Source organism: Eubacterium sp. CAG:161, from assembly GCF_000432355.1.
In the GTDB taxonomy this organism is placed as follows: domain Bacteria; phylum Bacillota; class Clostridia; order Lachnospirales; family Lachnospiraceae; genus Eubacterium_G; species Eubacterium_G segne.
In genome coordinates this window covers 242743-263618 of sequence record NZ_HF991871.1, presented here as the reverse complement: position 1 = coordinate 263618, position 20876 = coordinate 242743, and the positions used below count along the sequence as shown (strand labels likewise).

The 20876-nt window shown below is 35.2% G+C and carries 20 protein-coding genes and 1 riboswitch; of the genes, 19 read left to right on the top strand and 1 reads right to left on the bottom strand.

Annotated features, from left to right (window positions below):
* The 4 genes from Q5O30_RS07795 to Q5O30_RS07780 all read left to right on the top strand — a co-directional run.
* The coding region (locus Q5O30_RS07795; protein ID WP_302674641.1) for a SigB/SigF/SigG family RNA polymerase sigma factor at positions 1-621 on the top strand (621 nt) is incomplete at its 5' end.
* A gap of 68 nt (positions 622-689) precedes the next feature.
* On the top strand, positions 690-953 hold the full coding sequence (locus Q5O30_RS07790; RefSeq protein ID WP_021953193.1) for a PRC-barrel domain-containing protein: 264 nt from the start codon (positions 690-692) through the stop codon (positions 951-953).
* A 106-nt stretch (positions 954-1059) separates the two neighbouring features.
* Positions 1060-1509, top strand: coding sequence for a transcriptional regulator NrdR (gene nrdR / locus Q5O30_RS07785; RefSeq protein WP_021953192.1), 450 nt, complete (start codon positions 1060-1062; stop codon positions 1507-1509).
* A 35-nt stretch (positions 1510-1544) separates the two neighbouring features.
* Positions 1545-2045 (top strand): YqeG family HAD IIIA-type phosphatase, encoded by a 501-nt coding sequence (locus Q5O30_RS07780; protein WP_021953191.1) that lies wholly within the window; start codon positions 1545-1547, stop codon positions 2043-2045.
* A 146-nt stretch (positions 2046-2191) separates the two neighbouring features.
* Here the strand turns inward: Q5O30_RS07780 and Q5O30_RS07775 are convergent, their stop codons facing one another.
* Positions 2192-3064 carry a shikimate dehydrogenase gene (locus tag Q5O30_RS07775; RefSeq protein ID WP_021953190.1) on the bottom strand — a complete coding sequence of 291 codons (873 nt, stop codon included), beginning with the start codon at positions 3062-3064 and terminating at the stop codon, positions 2192-2194.
* A 129-nt stretch (positions 3065-3193) separates the two neighbouring features.
* On the opposite strand from Q5O30_RS07775, the gene aroD reads away from it, so the two are divergent.
* From aroD to Q5O30_RS07700, 15 genes are all read left to right on the top strand, one after another.
* Complete coding sequence (gene aroD, locus Q5O30_RS07770) at positions 3194-4468, top strand: type I 3-dehydroquinate dehydratase (protein ID WP_021953189.1); 1275 nt, start codon at positions 3194-3196, stop codon at positions 4466-4468.
* A gap of 71 nt (positions 4469-4539) precedes the next feature.
* Positions 4540-5097 (top strand): elongation factor P, encoded by a 558-nt coding sequence (gene efp, locus Q5O30_RS07765; protein ID WP_021953188.1) that lies wholly within the window; start codon positions 4540-4542, stop codon positions 5095-5097.
* 101 nt (positions 5098-5198) lie between these two features.
* A complete protein-coding gene (locus Q5O30_RS07760) occupies positions 5199-6782 on the top strand; it encodes a glycosyl hydrolase (protein ID WP_021953187.1) in 1584 nt (527 codons plus the stop codon).
* Positions 6783-6808: 26 nt separating this feature from the next.
* Complete coding sequence (locus tag Q5O30_RS07755) at positions 6809-7780, top strand: NAD(P)-dependent oxidoreductase (RefSeq protein WP_021953186.1); 972 nt, start codon at positions 6809-6811, stop codon at positions 7778-7780.
* A gap of 107 nt (positions 7781-7887) precedes the next feature.
* On the top strand, positions 7888-8763 hold the full coding sequence (locus tag Q5O30_RS07750; RefSeq protein WP_021953185.1) for a fibronectin type III domain protein: 876 nt from the start codon (positions 7888-7890) through the stop codon (positions 8761-8763).
* Positions 8764-8965: 202 nt separating this feature from the next.
* The gene (locus Q5O30_RS07745; protein ID WP_021953184.1) at positions 8966-9595 is read left to right on the top strand and encodes a single-stranded DNA-binding protein; all 630 of its coding nucleotides are present in this window, start codon (positions 8966-8968) and stop codon (positions 9593-9595) included.
* 359 nt (positions 9596-9954) lie between these two features.
* Positions 9955-11022, top strand: coding sequence for a PT domain-containing protein (locus Q5O30_RS07740; RefSeq protein WP_021953183.1), 1068 nt, complete (start codon positions 9955-9957; stop codon positions 11020-11022).
* Positions 11023-11119: 97 nt separating this feature from the next.
* A complete protein-coding gene (locus tag Q5O30_RS07735) occupies positions 11120-12493 on the top strand; it encodes a hypothetical protein (protein WP_021953182.1) in 1374 nt (457 codons plus the stop codon).
* 122 nt (positions 12494-12615) lie between these two features.
* A complete protein-coding gene (locus Q5O30_RS07730) occupies positions 12616-14151 on the top strand; it encodes a glycosyl hydrolase (protein ID WP_021953181.1) in 1536 nt (511 codons plus the stop codon).
* A 64-nt stretch (positions 14152-14215) separates the two neighbouring features.
* Positions 14216-15412: a glycosyl hydrolase gene (locus tag Q5O30_RS07725; RefSeq protein ID WP_021953180.1), complete on the top strand. Its 1197-nt coding sequence runs from the start codon at positions 14216-14218 to the stop codon at positions 15410-15412.
* An 86-nt stretch (positions 15413-15498) separates the two neighbouring features.
* A riboswitch (Lysine riboswitch) is annotated at positions 15499-15676 on the top strand.
* Positions 15677-15764: 88 nt separating this feature from the next.
* The gene (dapA, locus tag Q5O30_RS07720; protein WP_021953179.1) at positions 15765-16649 is read left to right on the top strand and encodes a 4-hydroxy-tetrahydrodipicolinate synthase; all 885 of its coding nucleotides are present in this window, start codon (positions 15765-15767) and stop codon (positions 16647-16649) included.
* 46 nt (positions 16650-16695) lie between these two features.
* On the top strand, positions 16696-17451 hold the full coding sequence (gene dapB, locus Q5O30_RS07715; protein WP_021953178.1) for a 4-hydroxy-tetrahydrodipicolinate reductase: 756 nt from the start codon (positions 16696-16698) through the stop codon (positions 17449-17451).
* A gap of 172 nt (positions 17452-17623) precedes the next feature.
* Entirely contained in the window at positions 17624-17977 is a 354-nt protein-coding gene (locus Q5O30_RS07710) for a hypothetical protein (RefSeq protein WP_021953177.1), read from the top strand.
* Positions 17978-18039: 62 nt separating this feature from the next.
* Complete coding sequence (locus Q5O30_RS07705; RefSeq protein WP_021953176.1) at positions 18040-18807, top strand: N-acetylmuramoyl-L-alanine amidase; 768 nt, start codon at positions 18040-18042, stop codon at positions 18805-18807.
* 124 nt (positions 18808-18931) lie between these two features.
* The gene (locus Q5O30_RS07700) at positions 18932-20833 is read left to right on the top strand and encodes an NAD(+) synthase (RefSeq protein WP_021953175.1); all 1902 of its coding nucleotides are present in this window, start codon (positions 18932-18934) and stop codon (positions 20831-20833) included.
* The last annotated feature ends 43 nt before the right edge of the window (positions 20834-20876 follow it).

Genomic DNA, 20876 nt, shown 5'->3' with positions numbered 1-20876 from the left:
ATTTTGCAGCGGTTTTCCAACAGCAGTGAAAATGTGGACGATTTGTTCCAAATCGGATGCATCGGACTGATTAAGGCTGTGGATAATTTTGACGATACCTTAAATGTTAAATTTTCCACATATGCAGTGCCAATGATTTCAGGGGAGCTTAAAAGATTTTTAAGGGATAATGCATCCATAAGGGTAAGCCGTTCCATAAAGGACATTGCCTATAAGGCAATATATTGCAAGGAAAGCATAATAAAGGAAACTAATACTGAGCCTACCATTGAGGAAATTGCAAAGCACATTGGAGCAACACCGGAGGAAATTATTTATGCCCTTGATGCCATTCAAAGTCCTGTTTCTTTGTACGACCCGGTTTATGACCAGGGGGGAGACACCCTTTATGTAATGGATCAGATTAGTGACAAAAAGAATAAAGAAGAAAAATGGGTGGAAAACATTGTACTAAATGAGGCTTTAAACGGTTTGTCAGACAGGGAGAGAAAAATAATCGATATGCGTTTTTTTAACGGAAAAACTCAGATGGAAATTGCAGATGAAATCGGTATTTCCCAGGCACAGGTAAGCAGATTGGAAAAAAACGCATTAAAAAGTATGAAAAATTACATGAAATAAGAGAATGTCCCACCACAAATTGATAGACAAAACAGGGATACTGCATAAGATAATAAAAAAGGCTTTAAATGAGAATAGAGGATTTAAAAAGGAAAGAGGTTATAAACTGTTGCAATTGCAAAATATTAGGATGTGCAGATGATATAGCATTTGATATTTGCACAGGATGTATTGAGGCAATTATTGTGCCAGGACCAAGTAAATGGTGTGGATTAGTATGTAGTGATTACGAGTATGTAATCCCTTTTAAGTGTATTACCCAGGTGGGACCTGATATTATATTGGTAAAGGTAGATGAGGCGGAGGTTAAACATAAAATAAAGATGTTTTAGAGGTAATAAATACTCATAATCAGTGAAAAGCCTGGATTCTAAACCCTTGACCTTACAGGGAATATTATCTATAATTATGTGGTAAAAAAGAACCGGAGGAACAACTATGAAGTGTCCATATTGTGGAGAAGAAAATACAAAAGTTATTGATTCAAGACCGGCAGAAGAGAATAATGCCATTAGAAGAAGACGTCAGTGTGAAGTATGTAAGAAGAGATTTACCACGTACGAAAAGGTAGAATCCATTCCCCTTATTGTTATAAAAAAAGATAATATACGTGAACCCTATGACAGAAGCAAAATTGAGGCAGGAATTTTAAGGTCATGCCATAAAAGACCGGTTTCCTATGAACAGATTGTTTCAGCAGTGGAAGATGTTGAAAATGCCGTATTTAACATGGAACAGAAGGAAGTTTCCAGTGCGGTTATCGGAGAACTGGTAATGGACAGATTAAAGAAATTAGACCAGGTGGCATATGTGCGTTTTGCATCGGTATATCGTGAATTTAAGGATGTAAACACATTTATGGAGGAACTGGCAAAATTACTTAAATAATTATGTTTTAACATTTTAACCCTAAGGAGATTTAAATGCTAAATAAATTATACCCGGATACATACCTTGATTCCATTGATGACATTGATTTTGAAATGTACTACAAAAAAGGTATTCGTGGAATAGTATCGGACATAGACAATACACTGGTGCCTCACGGAGCACCGGCAGATGAACATATAATTAAGGTTTTTGAAAAAATACATGGAATGGGAATAGATACATGTCTTATTTCAAATAATAGGAAACTAAGAGTTGAACCTTTTGCAAAGGCAGTTAATTCAAAATTCATATATGATGCTCATAAGCCTTCAAGGGAAAGCTATAAAAAGGCAATGGAGCTTATGAATACTGATAAAGAATCCACATTGTTTATTGGCGACCAGATTTTTACGGATATCTGGGGGGCAAACAGAACAGGCATAGAAACTGTAATGTTAAAGCAAATTGACAAAAAAGAGGAAATACAGATTATTTTAAAAAGAATACCGGAAAAATTAATTCTCTGGTTATGGAAAAGAAAAGTGCGTAAGTAATGAACCTACGCACTTTTTTGTAGCAAAAGCCCGGCAAGCAATATCGTGCTCGCACGAAATATTATTTGCCGGGCGTAAGAACATCGAAAAGCTATGCTTTGAGATGTCCGCTAGCTAAAATCGGGTAGGAGTCAGCCTACTCGATTTTATGAAAAATATTTCTTTTTAATCTCTTCCACAGGCATATCTTTTCCCGTAAATAACTTAAAAGCTTCAGCTCCCTGATATAACAGCATATATATGCCGTTAAAGGTAGGACATCCATGTTCTTTGGCAATTTTTAAAAGCTTAGTTTCCATTGGATTATATATTACATCTGAAACAATAAGGTTTTCATTAAAAACTGAAAAATCCTTTACTATACAATTATCAGTATTTGGTGCCATGCCAACAGATGTGGCATTGGTTAAAATCTTACTGTTTGAGATAGCTTCGTTTAATATATCGTCATTGCCTAACTCAATAAGCTTTGCATCACAATCTGTGTTGGAATTAACCATATCAACCATTTTTTCTGCTTTTTCCCAGAACCTGTCCTTAATACTGAAAAGGTTGATTTTTTTAACACCATCTAATGCTGCCTGAACAAAGATGGAAGATGCTGCACCACCGGCACCAAGAAGAGTCATGGTTTCGCCCTTAATATCAAAACCTGCATCCTTTACTGACTGCATGTAACCGATGCCGTCAGTGTTATGACCTATGTATCTGCCATTTTCATTTACAACGGTGTTTACGGCACCAATCATTTTAGCAGCAGGAGATAAATCATCTAATAACTCACAGATTGCGGTTTTGTCAGGCATTGTACAGTTAAAGCCTGCAACATTTAATTTTTTTAATCCTTCAAAAGCTGTTTTTAAGCTGTCTTCCTTAACATCAAAACAAAGATATACATAGTCAAGTCTTAAAAGTCTGAATGCTTCGTTATGCATTAAAGGGGATTTGCTATGTGCCACGGGACTTCCCAAAAGTCCGGTGAGTCTTGTATGTCCTGTAATTTCATTGATATATCCCATATGAAAATACCACCTTTCAAATAAAATCCTTATTAAGTATAAAGTGTCAGGAAAAAAATGTAAACCTTTGCATTGACTAAATTTAAAGGCTAAACTATACTCTATTTATTGTCAGCGTGGAGGTTACAAATGAAGGAAAAGAATTTCGGGAAAATAACTTTGTCAAATAATCAGGCAAGAGTTTGTGTTCCGGTTATGGGAAAAACTACGGAAGAAGTATTACAGCAGTTAAAAAGTGTCGTAGAAATGGAACCGGATATAATAGAGTGGCGGGGAGATTTTTTTGAAACCGATAACAATGAAGGATACCTGAATGTCCTAAAACAAATGAAAGACGTTAATGAAAATATTCCTGTTATATTTACAATAAGAACAGATTCAGAAGGTGGAAATAAAAAGATAGGTTGGAATGAATATTGTGATTTGTGCTTATTTATTGCAGAAAAAGGCAAAGAATTTAATGTAGAATTTGTGGACGTGGAAGTATTTAAGGATGATAAGGCTAATGAATTGATTAATGGCCTTCATGAAAAGGGAATGAATGTTATAGGTTCTAATCATCATTTTGACAAAACTCCGGACAAGGAAGAAATGGTGAAAATATTAAGCACCATAGAAAAATCAGGGGCAGATGTTTGTAAATTAGCAGTTATGCCAAGGGATAAAAAAGACGTCGAAGTGTTAATTGAAGCATCAAAGGAGACAGATGAAAAAATAAAGGCACCAATTATTACAATGTCTATGGGTGAATTAGGAGCCGTAACAAGGGTTATACCTAAAATCACAAAAACTTCAGTTACCTTTGCAGCAGGAGTAAGTGCTTCAGCACCGGGACAGCCTGGTATTAAGGTTGTGAGAAAGCTCTTACAGGAAAACAAACATTGCCCTTTGCAGGGAAACATAGCCATAATAGGATTTATGGGAACAGGAAAGACCACAGTTTCTTCTGCATTATCAAAAATAACGGGACTTAAGGAAATTGACGTGGATGCGTATATAGTAGAAAAGGCAAAAATGTCCATAAGTGAAATTTTTGAAAAATACGGTGAGGAATATTTCAGAAACTTAGAAACAGAAAGCCTTAGGGAAATTGCAAATAACAAAAATCAGATAATTTCCTGTGGCGGCGGTGCCGTGTTAAAAGATGAAAATGTGGACATACTAAAAAACAGCGGAACTATTGTACTTCTTACAGCTACACCGGAAACAATATTTGACAGGGTAAAGGATCATACCCACAGACCGATACTTAACAATGACATGAGTCTTAGCCATGTAAAAAGTCTTATGGAGAAGAGAGAACCAAGGTATCAGTCAGTAGCGGATATAAAGGTTAATGTGGATAGTAACGACAGAATTTTAACCTGCTACGACATGCTTTGTAAGCTGGAAGAAAAAGGTTGAAATATATTAGGATATATCATATAATAGGAATAACGTGAGCAATCACAGACGAACTTTTAGGAGGAAATATTATGGTAACAGCAGGCGATTTCAAGAACGGTATTACAATTGAATACGATGGAAAGATTTGTCAGATTATCGAATTTCAGCATGTAAAACCGGGAAAAGGCGCAGCGTTCGTTAGAACAAAGTTAAAAGATATTAAGAGTGGCGGTGTTGTAGAAACAACATTCAGACCAACTGAAAAATTTGAAAATGCTCATATCGACAGAAAGGATATGCAGTACTTATACAATGATGGTGATTTATATTACTTCATGGATGGAGAAACATATGACCAGATTGCCATCGGTTCAGAAAAAGTTGGAGATTCTTTGAAATTTGTAAAGGAAAATGAAACAGTAAAGATTTGTTCATGCAAAGGCGATGTATTTGCCATCGAACCACCTATTACAGTTGAATTACAGATTACAGAGACAGAACCTGGCTTCAAGGGAAATACAGCTACTAATGCTACAAAGCCGGCAGTAGTTGAAACAGGAGCTACAGTATATGTTCCTTTATTTGTTGAACAGGGCGAAACAATTGTTATTGATACACGAACAGGTGAATACTCAAAGAGAGTATAAAAAGATACCTTAAATAAAAAAACGAGACCAATGAGTGCTTGCATTCATGGTCTCGTTTTTTTATAATGACTTTAGATAATTTTTTGAAGGAGGACACGAAAGTGAAAAGAATTATTAGTATTTTATTAACGATGGCAATGATGGTGTCGTTAATATCTGTCAGTTCAACTAATTTGACAAAGGCAGATGAAAAAAGTGATTGGCAGAAGAATGCCATAACAGCTCCGGTACAGGGAAAACTTGTGGGAGCAGGTTACATTGATATAAAATTCGATGGAACATTAGAAAATGCGTCAGGTTATCAGGTTTATTTTGATGGAAAAAATGAATGTGATTTAGTTGACGGAACTAAGGCTGTGATGACATTTGATGCCAAAGGGCTTTCTAAGGAAGCAAAGTGTGAAGTATACACTACACAGGTATCTGCCCATACGGCATATGTTGTAGCTACAATGGACGATGGAACAGAGGTTAAAAGTGATGAAGTAACTTTTTACGTTTCCAAAAAAGGTGTTGCCCTTGGTGCTGATATGAGTTCAACAGTTAAATTAAGTGATATGAACTGCGCATGGTATTATAACTGGGCACCAACACAGTTTAATTCCGTAGTTGATAATTTTAGCGAAATTCCTGTTGCACCTATGATATGGGGTAAGGATGTAATGGAGCAGATTCCTGACATTACATCAAAGGATAAATATATACTTGGATTTAATGAGCCGGATCATCCTGAACAGTCTAATCTTACGGTGGATGAAGCTGTAGAACTGTGGAAAGACATTACAGCTACAGGTCGTAGAACGGTAGCTCCGGCTGTAGCATCAAGTACAGAGTGGTTAGATGCATTTGTTAAAAAGGTAGATGAGGACGAGAATTTAAGATGCGATGCAATACCTATGCATTTTTACACAGCCTTTCCTGAAAAAGGACAGGCTCAGGTATTACTTAACAAAATTGATGAATTGTATAAAAGATATAACAGGCCAATCTGGCTGACTGAGGTTTCAGTATGGGGACAGCATCCGGTACTTACTAACAATAGTTATCAGAATCCAACGGCAAGAAAAAATGTGGAGAATTTCATGAAGGAAATTGTGGAAGGATTAGAAGAACGTCCATATGTTGAACGTTATTCATGGTTCCCTTATAATATTAACAGTGCCAATGAAATAGACGGAGCAGCATACAGTGGAGCTTCAGCATTATTTGATTATGAAACAGGTGCAATTACCCAGTTAGGAGAGTTGTACGCAAGTTTGGGAAATCCTGAGGGCTATCAGTTATCAGTTATAACTAATAAGTATGTGGAAAAAGAGGAAACTACTACGCAGGAACCTACTACAAAGAAAAATGTAACAACACAGCCTGCTACGACGTCAGCGCCGAAAAAAAAGGCAAAACCTGCAAAGGTTTCAGTAAAAAAAGCAACTAACGTTAAGAAACTTTCTGTAAAGTTAATATGGAAAAGTGCTAAGAATGCAAAGAAATATCAGGTACAGTATTCTTTAGATAAGAAGTTTAGAACAGCAAAGAAGTATAAGACTAAGACAGTTACAACTAAAAAAGTTACTTATACAGTGAAGAAACTTACTAAAAAGAAAAAATATTACTTCAGAATAAGAGGAGTTAACGGAAAAACATACGGAAGTTGGTCTAAGGCTAAGAAAGTAAGTATAAAAAAATAAAAAAGACTATTTACGGAGGCTGAATTTTGAACATAGTAATATTAGATGCAGAAACATTATCTTTAAATAATGATATAGATTTTTCAGCATTTGATCAATATGGAAATGTTAAAATATATGGAAGCACAGGGGAAAATCAGATAGTTGAACGGATAAGTGAGGCAGATGTTGTATTATGTAATAAGACACCATTATTTGAAAAGACGCTGTGTAAAGCAACTAAACTTAAGTATATTGGGTTATTTGCAACGGGATATAATAACGTGGATTTAGAGTACACCCGTAAAAAGGGAATAACGGTATGTAACGCAGGAAGCTATTCCACAGAGGCGGTGGCACAACATGTTTTTGCATTTATTCTTCATTTTTACAACAAGATTTCAAGGTATAATTATTTTGTACAAGAAGGCGGATGGATAAAAACCGACAAATTTTCCCCGTTTATGGAAATGAAGGAATTAAGTGGAAAAACTATAGGCATAATAGGATATGGCTCTATTGGAAAGAAGGTGGCTCAAATTGCAAATGCCTTTGGCATGAATGTGCTTGCCTACAGTCGAAGTGCACTAAAAAATGAGGGCACAATACTAAAAAATGAGTCATTTGCAGAATATGCACAGGTTGATACAATTCTTAAGAAGTCAGACATTGTTACAATGCACTGCCCATTAAACAGGGATTCGGAAAAAATGTGCAACAAAGAATTCTTTTGCAAAATGAAGCGTGACAGTTTGTTCATTAACACATCCCGTGGAGGTGTGGTGGATGAGGATGATTTAGTCTATGCCCTTAACCATGATGTTATATGTGGAGCGGCATTAGATGTGGTATCAAAAGAACCGATGGCGCCTAATTGTCAGTTACTTAATGCCAAAAACATTATAATCACTCCTCATGCTGCATGGGCTCCGTTGGAGACAAGAACGCGACTTATTAAAATCGTTTCAGAAAATTTGCAAAAATGGCTTGCAGGAACCCCTATAAATGTTATAGAATAAAACAAAAGGGGCGTCGGTTAGAACACAAAATCTAATACGGTTTGATATGGGAGAGCGGATATTTCCCAAATTGTATTAAAATTTTATATCTTAAAGGAGGAACAATCATGAAAAGATTGGCAAAGAAATTTGCAGCATCAGTTCTTGCACTTACACTTGTAATTGCTATGGGAACTACATGTTTTGCAGCAACTTGGGGCAGCTACTTTGTTGCTACAGAAGGATGGTACGAAGGAGCAGAAGGAAAGTTAACATCAAACAAGGCATCAGGCTTTACAGCAGCTATTGATTCTGTAGGCTGGATGGGTGTTTGGGGAGCTCAGGTTTACATTGATGGAGCTAAAAGCGGAAATGCTAAAAACATTAATGTAAAGAAGGGACAGACATACACACTTTCATTTACAATTAAGGCAACAAATATCACAAAGTTTGCATATGTTAAGGTTGCTACAGGTGATACATTAGCATACTCAACATGGGTAAAGATTCCTGCTAACAAGACAGTTAAGGTAAACAAGACATTTAAGGCAAAAGCTAATGCAAACTCAGTTTATTTTGGACTTGGTGGAGATATCGGTGACAGAGAAGGCGTATCAGAAGACGGAGATGCCGCTACAAGATATCAGGTATTTAGAAAACAGTTTAAGCAGGAACCGGCAGACGGACTTGCAGTTGATGCTAATGGAGATTACTCATCATCAACGTTAATTACTGTATCTAAGTTTACATTAGTTCAGCAGCCAAAGATTAAGTCAGTTAAGTCAACAAAGAAGGGCAAAGTTACCGTTAAGTTTGCAAAGGCTGCAGGAGCTTCCAAATACAAAGTGAAAGTTGGAAGAAAGGTAACTACAACTAAAAAAACAACAGTTACAGTTAAAGCTAAGGCTGGAAAGAAAGTAAGTGTACAGGTAGCAGCAGTTGCAAAATCATCAGGTGTTGCAGGTGCATATAGTGCAAAGAAAACAGTTAAGGTTAAAAAATAATATAATACTGTTTACAGTATATGAAAAGGATCGTTGCATGACGGTCCTTTTTACGTTATAATACCAAAAAATTAGGCATTTGATATAAAGACTATTATAAGTCGGAAGAAGTCGAACGATTTTTTACATTTTTAGGAAAAAATAGTGTATAATAATATTGATAAAAAAATAATACACCAAAGTGTGGTAAGGGGGAAATACAATGATTGACAAAGTTATTGAGAACAACAGAGTGAGTATTATAGGAGAAATCGTATCAGAATTCAGATTTAGCCATGAAGTTTTTGGAGAGGGATTTTACATAGTTGATGTGTCTGTAGACCGACTAAGTGATTTAACAGATGTAATTCCGTTAATGGTATCTGAGAGACTGGTAGATATTAACGAAGACTACCAGGGCAGACTGGTAGAGGTTTCAGGTCAGTTTAGATCCTATAACAGGCACGAGGGGACAAAGAACAAGCTGGTTCTTTCCATATTCGTAAGAGAATGGGAAGAGGTAGAAGAGAATCTTGAGTCAGGAAAAACTAATCAAATCTTTTTGGATGGATATATCTGTAAGGCACCAATTTACAGAAAAACGCCATTAGGAAGGGAAATTGCTGATTTGCTTATTGCTGTAAATCGCCCATATGGAAAGTCAGATTATATACCTTGTATTGCATGGGGGAGAAATGCGAGATATGCATCTAACTTTGAAGTGGGAGGACATATTCAAATCTGGGGAAGAGTTCAGAGCAGGGAATATGTAAAGAAGATTAGTGAGGAAGAGACTGAAAAGCATGTAGCCTATGAAGTTTCGGTAAGTAAGTTAGAATATATTGATGATTAAAAATATACTGTTGTGTTTAGTTCCGGTAAGGAGCAATCCACAACAGTATATTTTTTTGACTTAAAAGAAAAAATCTGACGGTTAAAATATAAGATATTCAGGAAAAGATGTAAAAATGATTTTATGTATATAAGGTATGAAAAACTGAATTGTGATAATTATACCAATATATGGTAGTGGTTATAAATAAAATATGTGAAAAAAATCACATTTGAAATGGATAAAAGTATTTTTATTTGTGAAAAGTGCGTAATTGAAACATTTTTATATTGATTATCTTTATAAAAAATGTTACAATACAGGTAACTGAAAATTAGGCGTTTTCAAAAAAGGAGAAATATTTAAAGGAGGAAATGAAAATGAGAAATATTTTCAAGAAAGCGTTAGCAGGAACAATGTCAGTTGCATTGGTTGCAGCTTTATTTGTAGGAGCTGATGTTAATAAGACAACAGTAAAGGCAGAGGATGGACAGTTATCATCATGGCAGGTATATCAGTCAGGAACTGCACCACATGCTTGGGGTGATTATGAGGAGTCAGCATATAATTCAATTACTTTTACTGATTCAGCTAATACAACAGTTACAAATTTCAATTCAGCAACAACAAATGCCAATGGTGAAGTTGTTGGAGGAATAACTGATTCAGGCGTGGTTGCAAATGGTTTTGCAGCTAATATCAAGAGCAATGGTTGGCAGGCAGACTATGGTAATGGTTTAAACAATCCATGGTCACTTAGAATGACAATGGATAATATCAAACTTACAGAGGGTCATATTTATAATATTTCATTTAAGGCAAAAGCTACATCAACTAAGTATTTTAACCTTGCATTTAATACAGGTTCAGGTGACTATATGTTTGGTGAAACAGAAGCAGAACTTGGAACTGATGAAAAGACATTTACATACACCGAATTTAAGAGCCAGGCAACAACATCTTTACAGATGGTTATTTCATTAGGAGCTTTCCCGGTTGTAAATGAAAACGTAAAGGCTAAAGAAGCAAACTGGACAGGTACAGTTACATTCTCAGATATCACTTTTGAAGATTTAGGTGTTGATCCGGATTATGAAAAGGCACCGGAAATTCCAACAGAAAAACCTACAGTTAAGCCAACTGAGAAACCAACAGTAAAACCTACAGTTAAGCCAACAACAAAGCCTACTGTAAAAACACTTGCAAAGGTTAAAGGTCTTAAGGCTGTAAACAAGAAAAAAGGAACTGTTAAGCTTTCATGGAAGAAGGTTTCAAAGGCTAAGAAGTACCAGATTAAGGTTGGAAGCAAGACATATAGCGCAAAGAAGAATACATTAACAGTTAAGAAACTTAAAAAGGGTAAGAAATACACATTTAAGGTTCGTGCAATTGCAAGTGGATACAAATCAAGTGCATGGGTTAAAAAGTCAATTAAAATTAAAAAATAATTTTTGACAGCATACTATATAAATGTTACCCAATGCTTATGCATTGGGTAACTGTTTAATAACAGGTAATTTATCAATTTGTTCAGGAGGACAAGAAGTGAGAAAAGGATTTTTAAAGAAAGTATCATCAGTTGCTTTAGCTCTTACTATGGTAGTTGGTTCAATTAATATTGTTCCGGCTGCATCACATGCCAGCAATGGAGCTAATGTTGCTTCAAATATTACATGGAACTATTTTTCAATAATTCCTGCGGATGGAAAAGAATCAAGCTTAGATAAGCTTCATAATGGACATGTAGATGGAGAAGATGGTAAGAAGGTTAAGTATTGTTGGTATCATGCATTGACACATATTAGAACTGAGGATTATCCTAATGGTCAAGTTCCTTTAGGAGATTTTGCAACACAGGGATGGGTTGCACCGGGAGCAACAGCTTCTAAAGCTCAGTTTTGGGCAGCTAATACAGGATGGGACGGACAGTATAATGAACGTGACGGCTCATTAGTAGGTGATAATCCGTACGGACTTAGATTTTATACATCAAATATTCCTGTAGAAAAAGGTCGTACATATACTGTATCTTTCAAATATAGAAGTACACTTAAAGGTAAGAAAACTATATATGAAAAAGATGAATACGGTGATTACAAATACGATGAAAACGGTGAAAGAATTCCGGTATTAGATGAAAATAATGATCCGATACAGGAAGATAATTACATTAAGCACATAGGTTTTAATGTTATTAATCCTGCCAATAATAACGGCTTAGATTTAACTTCATATTCAGGATGTACATCAGGTGGAAGTATTGAAGCAGATAGCAGTGTTGAAGGCGAAAAGACTGTAAAGGTAACAGTAAAGGTTCCAAAGACATATGCAGGAAACGCAATATGTGTTCAGTTTACAGCCGGTTCATATATTACAACATATCCTGATGAAACAGCAATGAAGGGTAGCCTTTTTGTTGATGATTTCAAAGTTACAGCAGGTAACCAGTATACAGTTAAGTACATATGTGGAAATCAGTCATATACAGAGCATGTTAATGCCGGAGAAAAGGCATCAGGACATCAGTTCGCTGTAAAGGGAAAGACATTCTCTGCATACAAAGTAGGTTCATCAAAATACAATCTTTCTACACCTGTAAAGGGCAACTTAAATATTACATGTGTTTACACAGCTACAAAGAAGCCGGGTAAGGCAAAAGTAACATTTAAGGCTGCAAAGAAGAGTGCTAAATTAAGATTTAAGAAGCTTTCTAATGCAAAGGGATACGAAATTAAGTATGCTAATAACAGCAAAATGAAAAAGGCTAAAACAAAGACAACAACAAAATCAAGTATAGCGATTAAGAAGTTAAAATCAGGAAAGAAGACATATTTCCGGGTTAGAGCATACAATTTAGATTCAGCAGGAAAGAAAGTATACAGCAAAAAAGTTGTAAAGAAATCTATTGTTATTAAATAATTAGATTTTAAATATTTGAAAGGGTGGAAGGGTTATATATTTAAATAACTTTTTCTGCCCTTTTATTTATAGGCATTTGTTAGGGTTTATGATGAAAATGCTAGGAGGTTTTCATAATTTATATGGAGAAAATAAAAAAAATATTGGCTATGGTTTTATCCGTTGCATTATTATTTTCAGGAATGATATTTGACAATACTGTAACTAAGGCAGACGAGACAAATACCTGGTCAGGTGAAGCAATAATAAGCCCGGAACAAAATAAGTTAATTGGTGCGGGATATATTGATATTAAATGGAATAATACATTGGAAAATGTAAAGCAGTATAAGGTCTATATTGACGGAACATTAAAAAAGACAATGTCACCATCAGGGGACATTATGAAATTTGAATTTTATACTACCAATGTGAAGGGATATACAGCACAAATTGTTGCAGAATTAAAGGATAACACTGTTGTAAAATCAGATGTAAGAAATTTTTATGTAACAAAAAAAGGAATATGTGTCAACCGAAGAGATATGGGTGCAGCAGTTGATCCGGCATCAATGAATATCGGATGGTATTATGACTGGGACTACAAATCATTAAAAGACTGGAATTATAAAAATAAAAAATTTTATGATTTAGAGTTTGTTCCTATGATTTGGGGAGACGATTCAGTAGATATTTCTAAAAGATGTGAGTATGCCAACAGAAAAGGTTACAAATATATGTTGTCATATAATGAGCCGGATTTAAAAGGGGAATCAAATAAGCAGCCTGATACAATGAGATACAGATGGAATGAAATGATTGACAGCAAAGGAAGTCTCAGATTAGGTTCTCCTGCAACAGAAACATTTCAGATTAATTCTGACAAGTGGTGGACACCATTTTGGAATGGCTTAAATCAAACGCAGAAAAATAATATGACATTTATTGCAGTGCATGCATATCAGCATTATTATGACAATGCTGACACGGCATTAGAGTACCTTCATACAATAGATGAAATATATGCAAAATACAAAAAGCCTATTTGGATTACTGAGTTTGCAGTAGCGGACTCAGGAAATGTATTTAATCCTAAAAACGCCAAGCATAATGCACAGGTTCAGGAATTTATGAAAATTGTTCTTAAGGGATTAAATGAAAGAAGCTATGTTGAAAGATATTCATGGTTCGATTTTAATCCGGAAGATTCAAAAACAGGTGCTTCAGGTATTTATTATTATGATACGGGAAAGCTTACAACCTTAGGACAGATATATGCAAATATTGGAAATCCGGCAGGATATAATGCTAAAAAGTATAATGTATCATATACAACTTCAAAGAATACATCTATGGCTTCCTGCGTTGCGGCAGTGCCTACTACAGTTTATAGTGTGACAGCTAAAAAGAAGGCCTTTAGCTATAGCATAAAATCTGTAAAAAGAGCCGCAGGATATCAGGTTCAGTATTCATTAAACAAGAAGTTTAGCACAAAGAAAAAATACAAAACAAAAACAAAGAATATTTCAGCAACAAGTGCTACAGTTAAAAACGGCACAATTAAAAAGCTAACAAAGAAGAAAACGTATTATGTAAGAGTGAGAGCTTACAAAGTAATTAATGGAAAGAAATACTATTGTAAGTGGAGCAAAACAAATAAAGTAAAAATAAAAAAATAGAACCATATTAAGGGGTGGTAATGCCGCCCCTTAATTAATATCATAAGATTGGATTTAGAGTATTATGTTAAAAAGCAGAAAGAAAGTAATTATGGGGATTTTATTATTAGGACTAATAATAGTATCTCTTGTGGCAGGTTTTAAAATAAATGACAAGAATCGAATACAAAAAATTAATGCAAATAAAAGCAGCTGGAAGGAAAATGCCATAACCTTTCCTGAGGCAGGAACACTACAACCGGCAGGATATATTACAATAAATTGGAACAGTGCTGAAAAAATAGGTAAGGTTAAAAAGTATGTAATTTATGCAGATGATAAAAAAATAGCAGAAACTAACGGAAAAACCACTACCTATGAGTATTACACCACAGAGGTTAAGTTACATAAGATATACATAGAGGCACAAATAGAAAAAGGCTCGAAAATTTATTCTGATGTTATTCCTTTTTACGTGAATAAAAAGGGATTGTGCATGAATAAGGATATGGCAAGAAATGTTGATGCCGGTAACTGGGGAGTTTCATGGTATTATAACTGGAGCATAACCAAACATAATTTCACCAGTTTTAGAGATTTACAGTTTGTGCCAATGATGTGGACAACAGCACCTACAGATAAGCAGGAAATATCGGTATTGCCTAAGCTGGGATATAAGTATGTGCTGGCATTTAATGAGCCGGATTTGGAAGAACAGTCCAATATATCAGTAGAAGATGCAGTAGAGGGAATGAAGGCATTTATGAATCAGGATATTTATGTAGGTTCTCCTGCCACGGCATTATGTCCTCCATGGTCAGATGACTGGTTTGTGCCATTTATGAAACAAATGAAAAAAGAAAAAATGGATGTTGATTTTATACCTATTCATCATTATTGGAACTGGTGGAATGAAGAGGGGGTACAGGCATTTTTAGATTTAGTTGACAAAACATGGGAGATGTATCACAAGCCAATTTGGATAACGGAATTTGCCATAAGTGGTGTTCCTTACAGAACAAAGCAAATGAGACAATCAGTTATTGATTATATGAAGGGTGTTATTCCTGAATTAGATAAAAGAGATTATGTGGAGAGGTATTCATGGTTCTCTTTTAATCCTACAGATTACAGAAACGGAGGTTCCGCATTACTTGATATAACTACAGGTGAAATTACGGATTTAGGAAAACTATATCAGAGCCTTGGAATGCCTGAAGGATATGAAAATAGTAGTAAAGTTAAAAAAGAAAAAAATACACAAAAAGATATAGTAAAATAATGACATAATTAACTAAAAAAACATATAATAAATAAAAGTATTTTAGTTGACACTATTTAATGTCAGTGTTATTATAAACGTAGTTGAACGATAGTAGAGGTTGCGCTAATTATTAGTAGGTTATATGATGTCCCGGAGGCAGATGACTATAGCAGAAAGGATGCAGCGCCGAAGGAGATGGTTTCCGGAGATTGTTTCCTGGGTATGTGGTTAACAGCCATATGACTGTCATACATATTTTATGTATGGGGAGCTACTTATAAGTTTTATATCAGAATTCTTATAAGGAGCTTATTTTAAGCTCCTTTTACTATGGTTTACAAGTACATATAAAATATAGGAGGAATAGAAAATGTCTATTTTTACAGGTGCCGGTGTAGCCATTATTACACCTTTTAATGAAGATGGTTCAGTTAATTATGAAGAGTTTGGGAGAATTATTGATGACCAGATAAGTGGTGGTTCAGATGCCATTATTGTATGTGGTACAACAGGTGAGTCATCAACAATGGATCACGATGAGCATATTGAAGTAATTAAGTATTGTGTAGAAAAGGTAGCAGGAAGAGTTCCTGTTATTGCAGGCTCAGGTTCAAATTGTACACGTGAAGCCATAAATATTTCGAAGAGAGCTGAGGAGGTTGGAGCTAACGGACTTCTTTGTGTTACACCATATTACAATAAGTGTACCCAGGAAGGTCTTTACCAGTATTATAAAGCTATTTCAGATGCAGTTAATATTCCGATTATTATGTATAACATACCGGGAAGAACAGGCACAACTATCCAGCCTGAAACAGCAGTAAGAATTGCAAAAGAAGTTAAAAATGTAGTAGCTATTAAGGAAGCATCAGGAAATATTTCAGCTGTTGCTAAATTAGCAGCTTTAGCAGACGGATGTATTGATATATATTCAGGAAATGATGACCAGGTACTTCCTATATTATCATTAGGAGGAAAAGGTGTTATTTCAGTGTGGTCACATGTTGCTCCAAAGAAGGTTCATGATATGGTATACGCATATTTAAACGGAGATACAGCTACAGCTACAAAGCTTCAGTTAGAGGCTATAGATGTGATTGGAGCATTATTTTGCGAAGTAAATCCTATACCTGTTAAGGCAGCTATGAATATGTTAGGTTATAAGGCAGGTCCCGTAAGAGCGCCTCTTACTGAATTATCAGATGCTCATAAGGAATTACTTGAAAAGGCATTAAAGGATTACGGAGTCCTATAAAGAGCATTTTACATTTAGAAGAAAAATCTAAACACGGAGGTTAAAGATGGTTAATGTTATAATGCACGGATGTAATGGCAAAATGGGAAGAGTCATTACCAATCTTGTGTCACAGGACAATGATATAGAAATTGTAGCCGGTGTAGATGCTTATACAGGTATAGATAATGAATATCCGGTATTTACTTCAATAAAGGAGTGTACCGTAAAGGCAGATGTAATAATTGATTTTGCTGTCACATCGGCGATTGACAATTTATTAGATTATTCTGTCAGCACTAAAACACCTGTGGTTATATGTACAACAGGACTGTCTGCAGAGCAGCTTGAAAAAGTGAACGAGGCCAGCAAAAAGGTAGCAGTTCTCCGCTCAGCTAATATGTCATTAGGTATTAATACACTTATGAAACTTTTAAAAACTGCTACGGAAGTTTTAGCTAACAGAGGTTTTGATATTGAAATTGTGGAAAAACATCACAATCAGAAGGTTGATGCTCCTAGTGGAACAGCGTTAGCCCTGGCAGATTGTATGAATCAGGTTTTAGATAACCAGTACGATTACACATATGACAGAAGCACTGTACGCCAGAAGAGAGCTAAAAACGAAATTGGAATTTCAGCAGTTCGTGGTGGCACAATTGTAGGTGAACATGAAGTTATCTTTGCAGGAATAGATGAAGTTATTGAAATTAAGCATACAGCATATTCAAAGGCAATTTTTGCTAAGGGAGCCATTGATGCAGCTAAGTTCTTAAAAGGAAAAGAAGCCGGATTATATAATATGGCAGATGTAATAGACTAATTTATTGAATTTTTAAATAGACTGTTGTTTTTTTGATTAAAATCAATAAAACACAGTCTATTTTTTGTATAAAAATTAAAAAAGTGAAAACAATATTGTTATCGGGTGGAAACAAAGAGAAAAATTTGAGAAAACCGATAAGATATGGAAAATCATTTGGAGGATTTATAGTATGAAAACATTTAAAATTTACTTATTAGCCATGACATTGTTAGTGTCTGCATTATGTTTTGCAGCATGTGGCAACACAAACAATGATGAAAATGCCACAACAACAGAGAATGTTACAACAGAAAACGGTGCAAATTCAGGTATTATTAACGATACCACAAATAATGGAAATGCAGATAATAACGGAACAAAAAATGACGGTGTGGTAGATGATATTGGAAATGATATTAAAGACGGCGTAGATGATGTTATTGATGATATGGATGGAAATAATAATAAAAATAACAGCAACAATAACAACAATACAACTAAGAAAAATACTACAACACAGAATAACACTACAACTAAAAAATAAGGGTATCAATTATTAAAAATAAGCATAATCTATTATGATAAATAGTTTTGTAATGGTTTAATATGGCTTATAAAATAATATTAGACCCGGGGCACGGTGGTTCTGACCCGGGGGCAAACTTTAATGGAAGACAGGAAAAGGATGATGCATTGGCACTTGCCATGGCAGTAGGAAAGTTTTTAACTAATGCAGGCTTTGATGTGGAATATACCAGAACTGCTGATGTATATAATACTCCTTTTGAAAAGGCAATGATTGCCAACAATGCAGGCGGAGATTTGTTTGTATCTTTCCACAGAAATTCCTCAGCTGTACCTAATACTTACACAGGAGTACAGACTTTGGTGTATAACAGGGAAGGTTTAAAGGAAAAATTAGCGGAAAACATTAACAAAAATCTTACGGCAATCGGTTTTGAAGATAAGGGAATTGTGGAAAGACCAAATCTTGTGGTTTTAAAGCGTACAAAAATGCCGGCAGTTTTAATTGAGGCAGGATTTATTAATTCAGATAAAGATAATGAATTATTTGATAATAATTTTAATGAAATTGCTCAGGGTATTGCAGATGCCATAATTGATACATTAGATGATAGTGGAATTTCTGCCACGGATGCCCAGGTTTATACTATTCAGGTAGGAGCATTTAGGAACGGACAGTTAGCCAATAATATGGCAGCCCAGCTTAAAGCCATGCAGTTTCCGGCTATGGTGGTCTTCGAAGACGGATTATACAAAGTCCGGGAAGGAGAATTTAAAAGCCTTGATAATGCTGTAGAAATGGAACAAAGGCTTAGGGCAATGGGCTATAATACATTTATAAGAAGCTGATTTTATGAAAAAGTTTCAGGTGACAAAAACAGGATTAAGGTTCATTAATCTGTTGCCTGAAACTTTTATTTGTATTTATTAACGTATAATGATAAAATTGTCCTATTAATTAAGGAGGAAAAAAATGAATAACGGATATGTAAAGGTTGCAGCTGCAACACCTAAAATTGTTATAGGTGACTGTGGTCACAATAAATTAGAAATAGCAAAAATGACAGAAGAAGCATATAAAAACGGAGCACAGCTTATAGTTTTTCCGGAACTATGCATTACAGGATACACTGCATCGGATTTGTTCTGGCAAAAAAATATGTTAGATTTGGCATTTGAAAAAATAAATGAGTTATCAAAAGATACGAAAGATATGGAAATTGTTTCAGTAGTTGGGGCACCAATAAGGCATAAAAATAAACTGTATAATTGCGGAGTAGTAATATATGCAGGAGAAATTAAAGGAATAGTGCCAAAATCATTTATTCCAAGTTACTCAGAATTTTATGAGGGACGACATTTTACATCAGGAGAGGGAATTAAAAAAGGTGAAACAAGGGGAGAAATCCCATTTGGAACAAATTTGATTTTTGATTGTGGCAATATAGAGAATTTCACCTTTGCCATTGAAATATGTGAAGATTTGTGGGTACCAAATCCACCAAGTACAAACCATGCTTTAGCAGGAGCTAATGTTATATTAAACCTTTCTGCCAGTGATGAAATTACCGGAAAGGCTGATTATAGAAGAAAGTTAGTGGAAATGCAGTCGGCAAAAAACATTTGTGCATATATTTATTCAGATGCAGGAGATGGTGAATCATCTACCGATTTAGTATTTGCAGGGCATAACATCATAGCGGAAAACGGAACCATGGTAGCCCAGTCAAAGCGTTTTGAAAGCAGTAATATAACCTATGGAGATATAGATTTAGATAAGATTGCCACAGAAAGACAAAGAATGACAACATTCTATGTAAACCCGGATAATGAGGATTATATGAATGTATCTGTTAAACTTAAAAATAAAGAAGTGAAAGTTGACAGATATATTGACAAGGCACCTTTTGTACCGTCAGATACAAATAAGAGAAATGCAAGATGCGAGGAAATATTGGAAATTCAGACCTGGGGACTTAGAAGACGTCTTGAACATACAGGATGCTCAAATGTAGTAATAGGAATTTCAGGTGGTCTTGATTCCACATTGGCACTTCTTGTTACAGTAAAGGCTTTTGATGCATTGGGACTTGACAGAAAAGGAATACATGCAGTGACAATGCCGGGCTTTGGAACCACAGACAGAACATACTTAAATGCAGTGGAGCTAATTAAGGAATTAGGATGTGACTTTAAGGAAATTAACATATCAGAAGCAGTTACATTGCATCTTGCCCAAATAGAACATAATATTGAAAATCACGATGTTACTTATGAAAATGCCCAGGCAAGACAAAGAACGTATCTTTTGATGGATTTGGCAAACAAATACAATGGAATGGTAATTGGAACAGGAGATATGTCGGAGCTGGCATTAGGATGGGCAACTTATAATGGAGATCATATGTCCATGTATGGGGTAAATGCAGGAGTTCCAAAAACTCTTGTAAGGCATTTAGTTAAATATTATGCAGATGTAAATGAAGGAAAAATCAGCAACATTTTGTATGATATTTTAGATACACCGGTGAGCCCTGAACTTTTACCACCAAAGGACGGAGTGATAGCCCAGAAAACAGAAGAGCTTGTAGGTCCTTATGAGCTTCATGATTTCTTCCTTTACTATATGTTAAGATTTGGATATACTCCGAAAAAAATACAGTTTCTTGCAGAACTTGCCTTTGATGGGGTATATGATACAGAAACTATAAAAAAATGGCTTAAGACCTTTTACAGGAGATTTTTCTCACAGCAGTTTAAGAGAAGCTGTCTGCCGGATGGACCAAAGGTAGGTACAGTTGCCGTATCACCTAGGGGAGATTTAAGAATGCCTAGTGATGCCAGTGTTAAAGAATGGCTGGATGAAATTAAATAAAAAAGCAAAGGTAAAAAGACGGGAGTTCCCGTCTTTTTATACT

Bases quoted from the DNA above. Each gene is read 5' to 3' on its own strand.
- Q5O30_RS07790 (WP_021953193.1), top strand. From the start codon at position 690: ATGAGAATAGAGGATTTAAAAAGGAAAGAGGTTATAAACTGTTGCAAT.
- nrdR (WP_021953192.1), top strand. From the start codon at position 1,060: ATGAAGTGTCCATATTGTGGAGAAGAAAATACAAAAGTTATTGATTCA.
- Q5O30_RS07780 (WP_021953191.1), top strand. From the start codon at position 1,545: ATGCTAAATAAATTATACCCGGATACATACCTTGATTCCATTGATGAC.
- Q5O30_RS07775 (WP_021953190.1), bottom strand. From the start codon at position 3,064: ATGGGATATATCAATGAAATTACAGGACATACAAGACTCACCGGACTT.
- aroD (WP_021953189.1), top strand. From the start codon at position 3,194: ATGAAGGAAAAGAATTTCGGGAAAATAACTTTGTCAAATAATCAGGCA.
- efp (WP_021953188.1), top strand. From the start codon at position 4,540: ATGGTAACAGCAGGCGATTTCAAGAACGGTATTACAATTGAATACGAT.
- Q5O30_RS07750 (WP_021953185.1), top strand. From the start codon at position 7,888: ATGAAAAGATTGGCAAAGAAATTTGCAGCATCAGTTCTTGCACTTACA.
- Q5O30_RS07745 (WP_021953184.1), top strand. From the start codon at position 8,966: ATGATTGACAAAGTTATTGAGAACAACAGAGTGAGTATTATAGGAGAA.
- Q5O30_RS07740 (WP_021953183.1), top strand. From the start codon at position 9,955: ATGAGAAATATTTTCAAGAAAGCGTTAGCAGGAACAATGTCAGTTGCA.
- Q5O30_RS07730 (WP_021953181.1), top strand. From the start codon at position 12,616: ATGGAGAAAATAAAAAAAATATTGGCTATGGTTTTATCCGTTGCATTA.
- Q5O30_RS07725 (WP_021953180.1), top strand. From the start codon at position 14,216: ATGTTAAAAAGCAGAAAGAAAGTAATTATGGGGATTTTATTATTAGGA.
- dapA (WP_021953179.1), top strand. From the start codon at position 15,765: ATGTCTATTTTTACAGGTGCCGGTGTAGCCATTATTACACCTTTTAAT.
- dapB (WP_021953178.1), top strand. From the start codon at position 16,696: ATGGTTAATGTTATAATGCACGGATGTAATGGCAAAATGGGAAGAGTC.
- Q5O30_RS07710 (WP_021953177.1), top strand. From the start codon at position 17,624: ATGAAAACATTTAAAATTTACTTATTAGCCATGACATTGTTAGTGTCT.
- Q5O30_RS07705 (WP_021953176.1), top strand. From the start codon at position 18,040: ATGGCTTATAAAATAATATTAGACCCGGGGCACGGTGGTTCTGACCCG.
- Q5O30_RS07700 (WP_021953175.1), top strand. From the start codon at position 18,932: ATGAATAACGGATATGTAAAGGTTGCAGCTGCAACACCTAAAATTGTT.